Origin of the sequence: uncultured Methanobrevibacter sp., assembly GCF_947170395.1 — an archaeon.
Classification (GTDB): Archaea; Methanobacteriota; Methanobacteria; order Methanobacteriales; family Methanobacteriaceae; genus Methanocatella.
This window is the reverse complement of the sequence record NZ_CAMVTE010000027.1, coordinates 25,173-32,337: the sequence shown is the minus strand read 5'-3', so window position 1 is coordinate 32,337 and position 7,165 is coordinate 25,173. Positions and strand designations below refer to the sequence as shown.

The window sequence follows — 7,165 nt, the reverse complement described above, 5'->3', positions numbered from 1 at the left end:
AAGTTTTTTGAACATCCATAGCTAATGCATTACAATCTGCTTTAATAGCTTCTAAGTGTAATAAAATTCTTTCTTTTTCTTGATTAATTCTTTCAATATTAGTGTATGGGTAAGTAGATTCTTTAAGCATTTCATATTCAATAGTAGTGTATGGATAATCATTTAATTGCTTACAGACATTTTTTAAAACGTCTCCTAAGAATTTATTCATTTCTACTTTTACTCTTTCCCTAATCATTTTGTCATCATCAAGATTTTCTTTCATTAAACGTACAACTTCTGCTTTAGCGAAAGGTAATTTTTCTTCATCTTCATCGATGAACTCTTCAGAAGTTTCTTCAATCATTTCTTCAGACATAATTACACCTCGTTTAATTAATTAAGAATATTGATTCATGATTTGAAATTTAAAAAAAATCATGAATTCACCAATATCTAATTATAAATTTATCTGAAGTTCTATATAAAGGTATTTGCTTAAATTAGAAAAACGAACGCTTATTCGGTCATTTATTAACCCAAGTATTAAAATAATGATGGGGAAAATTAATAATTCTGATACTTAGAAAATTTTGAAAAATCGTTTTAAAAAATAAAAATAAGTAGCATGAAAGCTACTTAAAATTTATCTTCTTTTGAAAATATCCCTACCACAGAATATGCCCACTGAAAACACAATTATAAGTGCAATTACCATCAATGGATTACCAGATTTGTTCTTTTCAAGAATACTTTTAGAATATTCCCTTATAAGCTCATCACGAACAATATCATTTTCATCTGGAATATCCTCTTCTTTAGAATTTTCAGTTACATTAACTGTAACTTCATCATCATTGTTTGTTAAATCCGGATCATAATTGTTGCTTGTGGCAGAAACACTGTTTAATGCAGAACCTGCCTTATCGGCCAGGGCATTAATTTTTAGGAATGCTGATTCACCAACATCCAATGCATCCACAGACCAAATGTCATTCAGTTTATTGAAATTTCCTTTAGAAAGCTTAAATGACTTTAGTTTTAAAGAATCATCCATTACTTCTTTGACTTCAACATTTTCTGCTCGGTCTGGTCCCATGTTTGTCAGTTTTATGGAATATGAAACCACATCCCCTACAGAATACCTGTATTTTGAAACTGTTTTTGTAATTGAAATGTCGCTTGCAGGATTAACCAGAAGATCTTTTTCATCTTCATTATTGCTTAAATCAGGGTCAGTTTCCACTGCCCAAACATTAGCAACATTGGTAAAGTTGCCTGTAGCCTGAATTTTGCATACAATATCCAATATTTTGGATTCACCGTTTGCCAAATCACCAATATCCCATATGGAATTTTCATATTCACCATCACCAGAGACACTAACAATTGCAAGACCGTTAGGTATTACATCGCTAACAGTAACTCCTGTAGCATCATTTGGACCGTTATTATGAACAATCAATGTCCATTTAACCAAATCCAAGTAATTTGCCTGTGAAACATTTACTAATTTTTCAATAGCCAAATCAGCTATCGGATTAGCAGATATGGCCTCTTCATCCTTGTTGTTTGACATGTTCCAGTCATATTGTGAAGGAACAACTTCAGCAACATTTTCAACATCTTCCAATGTTTTTACGGTACAGCGAATTAACAGGGATTCGCTGCCGCCGGTTGCCAAGTGGTCAATAAACCACATCTCATCAACATACTGGCCGGAACTGGCGGTATAGTCAATTAATTCCAAGCCTTGCGGCAATACGTCAATAACGATTATATCATCTGTAGCATCAGGACCGTTATTAATAACCACAATGGACCATTCAACAACATCGCCATAATTAGGATTGGAGTTGTTTACGTTTTTGATTATTTCCAAATCAGAAGACCGAGGAACAAAAATTGAACTTTCAGCTTCATTGTTGGACTTGTCATAATCATATTCCGCACCACCAATTCTTACAAAGTTGGTTAAATCACCAGTTCTGTTAACATAACAGATTAATTCCAATGTTTGGCTTTCACCTTTTTGCAGACAGCATACTGACCACATTCCATTATCATAAATTCCTTTACTGGCCGTATGATTTAATAAAATTAATCCATTTGGCAATATTTCATCAACTACAACACCAGTAGCATTATCAGGTCCGTTATTGGAAGCTATTACAGTCCATTTTACGATCTGGTGATAATTCACAACAGACTCATTTGCCAATTTAATAACTGACAAATCAGCTGATTTTGAAACATTGATTGTTTTATCATCCCTGTTATTGGATTTGTTATGGTCAAATTCGTTTCCAGTGACTGTAACAACATTTGTGAATAATCCTGTACCATTGACTCTTGCAATGATTTCCAAGGTTTTGGTTCCTCCTTTTATTATTTCACCGATTTCCCAAATTCCAGAGAAATGATTATATTTTCCCAAACCATTGTCATTTGTCCATACTAATGAATTAGGAAGCAAATCTTTAACGACTACACCAGTAGCATCATCAGGACCATTATTGGAAACTGTAATTGTCCATTTCACCAAATCGTTGAAATTAGGTTTAGTATTATTGACTGATTTTACAACAGCCAAATCAGCGGCAGGTTTAACCACAATTGAAACATTGGCTTTATTGTTAGCCGGATTGTGGTCATATTGGCTTCCATTAACACTGGCAACATTAACAAATGTGCCGGTAATGTTTGCCCAACAGACAATATCAACACTTACGCTTTCACCAACACCCAAATTGCCAATGAAGATTTTATTGTTCTTATATTGCTTTGTGGAGTTCATATAGACAAAACCGTTTGGCAATACATCATAAATCTCAACGCCAGTGGCTACATCAGGACCATTATTGGACACAATCAAAGTCCAAGTAACAACATCAGTATAATTGACCACCTTATGACTAACCAATTTAACAATAGCCAAATCACTGGCAGGACTTACGTCAATTACAGCAGAGTCATGGTTGTTTGACGGATTATGATCGTGTTCATTTGCTGAAACAGAAACATCATTTTCACTGACTCCTGTTGCATTAACCCTACAGACAATATCAAAGCTTATGCTTGCGTTTTTACTTAAGGTTCCAATGTTCAATCTGCCTGACTTTTCATCATAGCCATCTACTGATTTAACAAGAACCAATGATTTTGGAAGTAAATCCCTAACAACTACTCCAGTAGCATCATTAGGACCATTATTGGATACTGTAATTGTCCATTTAACCAAATCGTTGAAATTCGGATTTGTGTTATTAACTTCTTTTACAACAGACAAATCTGCAGCAGGTTTAACCACAATTGAAGCATTCGCTTTGTTATTTTTTTCATTTTGGTCAAATTCATTACCTTTTACACTGGCAACATTTACAAATGTTCCTGTAACATTTGCCCAACAGACAATATCAACGCTTACACTATCACCGGCTTTCAAATCACCAATGACAATCTTGTTGTCATTATAGGATTTTGTAGAATTCAAATAAACAAAACCATTCGGAAGAACATCATAAATCTCAACACCACTAGCATCATCAGGACCATTATTGGACACAATCAAAGTCCAAGTAACAACATCAGTATAATTGACCACCTTAGGACTAACCAATTTAACAATAGCCAAATCACTGGCAGGATTTACATCAATCACTGCTGAGTCATAATTGTTGGATAGATTGTAGTCATGTTCGTTTCCGGAAACTGAAACTTCATTTTCACTGACACCTGTAGCGTTAACCCTACAGATAAGATCCAAACTAACAACAGAATTCTTATTTAAATTTCCAATATTCCACTCACCTGTATTCTTATTATAATTGTTTGGAGAATTAACCAAAATCAATGATTTCGGAAGCAAATCCCTAACAACAACACCAGTAGCATCATCCGGACCATTATTGGAAACAGTTACAGTCCATTTCACCAAATCACCAAGATTAACAACAGACACATTAACTGATTTTTCAACTGCCAAATCTGCAGCAGGTTTAACCACAATTGAAGCATTTGCCCTGTTATTATTTGGATTTTGGTCAAATTCCTCACCTTTAACACTGGCAACATTAACAAAAGTGCCAGTAATATTAGCCCAACAGACAATATCAACGCTTACACCATCACCAGCTTTCAAATCACCAATGACAATCTTGTTGTCATTATAGGTTTTAGTAGAATTCAAATAAACAAAACCATTCGGCAGGACATCATAAATTTCAACACCAGTAGCATCATCAGGACCATTATTGGACACAATCAAAGTCCAAGTGACAACATCAGTATAATTGACCACCTTAGGTGTAACCAATTTAACAATAGCCAAATCACAAGCACTGTTCACCATAACAATTTCACTATCATCATTATTGGTCATATCATAGTCATATTGCTGGCCTGAAACAGAAACATTGTTTTCTATAATACCTGTAGCATTAACCCTACAGATAAGATCCAAACTAACAACAGCGTTTTTATTTAAATTTCCAATATTCCATTCACCGGTATTTTTATTATAATTGCTTGGAGAGTTAACCAAAATCAATGATTTCGGAAGCAAATCCCTAACGACAACACCAGTAGCATCATCCGGACCATTATTGGAAACAGTTACAGTCCATTTCACCAAATCGCCAAGATTCACTACAGACGCATTAACTGATTTTTTAACGGCCAAATCACATGCCTTTTTGACATTGATGCTTGAATGGTCATAATTATTAGTCATATTATAGTCGTGTTCATGTGCTGTAACATTAACATTGTTGGTTATTGTTCCGGTTTTTTCAACAAGAGTTCTGATATTGACCACGACCGGTTTTCCGATTTCCAAAAAGTCGAATGTCAAAATACCAGTTTTGTTGTCATATTTTCCGCCAGTATCATCATCCAGATATGTTAAACCTTCAGGCAATATGTCACTTACAACAACTCTTGTTGCATTATTCGGACCGTTATTGACAATGTTTAAAGTCCAGACCACAATATCCCCATAGTTTATTTCTTCAAAACTGGAGGATTTTCTAACAAGGTTATCGACTTGAGGTGAAACTTTAAAGGTTGTTGTATTGGTTATTGCCTTATAATAAGTATCCTCAAAGTGTTTTGCAGTTACAAAGTATTCTCCAACTTTCAGATTGTTCAAACTGTCTTTTACTTCACCAAAACAATCTGAGTTCAATGTTCTATTGTATACAACTGTTCCATCTTCATGAACTACAGTCAACAATATTTCCATATTGTATTCACGGTCATCCTGATACAAATGTCCGCTGGTTGTAGCTCCCAAAACAGGATTTTCACCGTCAATTTTTATGTAGAGGTTATCTGCAGCATTATATATTGCATTTGAAACAGACAAATCACCATATTTTCCAATATTGTTACCACCATGAATGACTGATCCAATCTGTTCGGTTTGACCATAATAAATGTCGTTTGCATAAATCGGCAAAGCATAAACCCATGCCTGATTTTCAAATAAAACATTATTCTCCAATTTCAAATTGGTTCCTTTTTTATCATAATAAATTGCACTGCCGTTTCTTGCAGTATTATAATAAAATTCACTGTTTTCAACTCTAGCTTGAGTACTGTTAATATAAATTGCTCCACCCAATCCATCATCAAGCTTTTTTACATCAGGAATAGCTTCATTGGATATGAATGAAGAGTCTTTGATAAATGTATTTTTACCATTGAGAAATACAGCGCCCCCATCCACATTGGCAACATTGCCGTTAAAGTTGGAACGGGTGATATTTACATTTTCAGCATTACAATGAATTGCTCCTCCGGTTTGTGAAACTGTATTGTTATTGAAATTACAGTCATTAATGTTTACATGATAACCATTGACCTGTATGGCACCACCAATTGGTGCAGTATTGTTTTCAAAATTACAGTTTTCTGCACGAAAGTCCATTTCTGCATATAAGTAATATCCGGTTGATATTGCACCACCAAAATATTTAGCGGAATTGTTTGTAAATGTACAATCTTTAACCAATCCTGAAGAGTGGAATGTTAAAGCCCCACCTTGACCGGCAGAGTTATTGATGAAAATACATCTTTTGTATTCAATACCATCACGAAGACATCCTGCACCTCCATGTGCACCTGAATTTGTTGCATTGACAAAATTATTGTAGAATCTGCAATTGTTTACAGTACATTTTACAACGTATTCATCCAGTCCCAATTGAATCGCACCTCCAAATGGAACATACTTCCCATCCAGATTGTATGCTCCGTTAGAGTCAAATACACAATTTTCAAGCAAGGTATTATTACCGAATGCCGCCAATGCTCCGGCACTTTTAAGTGCATGGTTTTTAATAAACCTGCAGTATCTAACCACCAAATTTTTAGCTGTGAGCGGATCATAGGAAGTATAAATCGCTCCCCCATCTATAGCCGTATTTCCTTCAAAAGTACAGTTATATATCGTAATGTTATTCGTTTTAATGTGTATTGCACTACCTACACCGTTACGATTTCCATTTTGGAATGTTAAATGTTTAATTGTCGAACCTGCCGCAGTAGTATTTAAAACAAATATATGGCACAGGCCCTTTGCATCCAAAGTCGCACCAGAATCCGATGTGATAGTTACTCTTTTATTAATCCATATCTGATCATAGTTGTTTTGAGCCACAAAAGTACCCCTTAAATTAATTATATCCCCATCATCGGCATGACCAACAATTCGACGAATATCCGAAAAGGTACCTCCACTTGACAGATTGTTCCATGTTTTACCTAAAAGTTCATTATTTTGACCGACACCCAACGAATTACTTTCATCCAAACTCATACTAACTATATTTTCTTGAGAATTTCCCAGTTTATCTTCAATATTTAGTCCACTTTCAATTCCATCTGCGCTCTGATTCAAATCAGCGGCAAATGCATCATCAATACTTACTCCAAATGAAGTGAATATCAATATTACAAACAGCAGCGGAATTAAAAAGTGTTTGCCAATAAGTATTTTTTTACTATTTTTAAACATTTTAAATCACCTTTTTGAGGACGATGATAAAACCATTAATTAGCAAAACTATTAATCAGCAATTAAACTTTTTATTTTAACTCAGATTTCAAAAATATTAATTATTTTCGCATTAAATTTGAGCATAACTGAAATTTGATAGAATAACCTTTATCGGCCACCTAACAC

Annotated in this window: 2 protein-coding genes; both read right to left on the bottom strand. The window is 34.5% G+C overall.

Annotated features, from left to right (window positions below; genetic code table 11):
* Positions 1-361, bottom strand: a 361-nt coding sequence (locus Q0W04_RS08020) for a hypothetical protein (RefSeq protein ID WP_298501805.1), incomplete at its 3' end; no start/stop codon positions are given.
* Positions 362-625: 264 nt separating this feature from the next.
* Positions 626-6,997 (bottom strand): hypothetical protein, encoded by a 6,372-nt coding sequence (locus Q0W04_RS08015; RefSeq protein WP_298501802.1) that lies wholly within the window; start codon positions 6,995-6,997, stop codon positions 626-628.
* Positions 6,998-7,165: the final 168 nt, after the last annotated feature.

Bases quoted from the DNA above. Each gene is read 5' to 3' on its own strand.
- Q0W04_RS08015 (WP_298501802.1), bottom strand. From the start codon at position 6,997: ATGTTTAAAAATAGTAAAAAAATACTTATTGGCAAACACTTTTTAATT.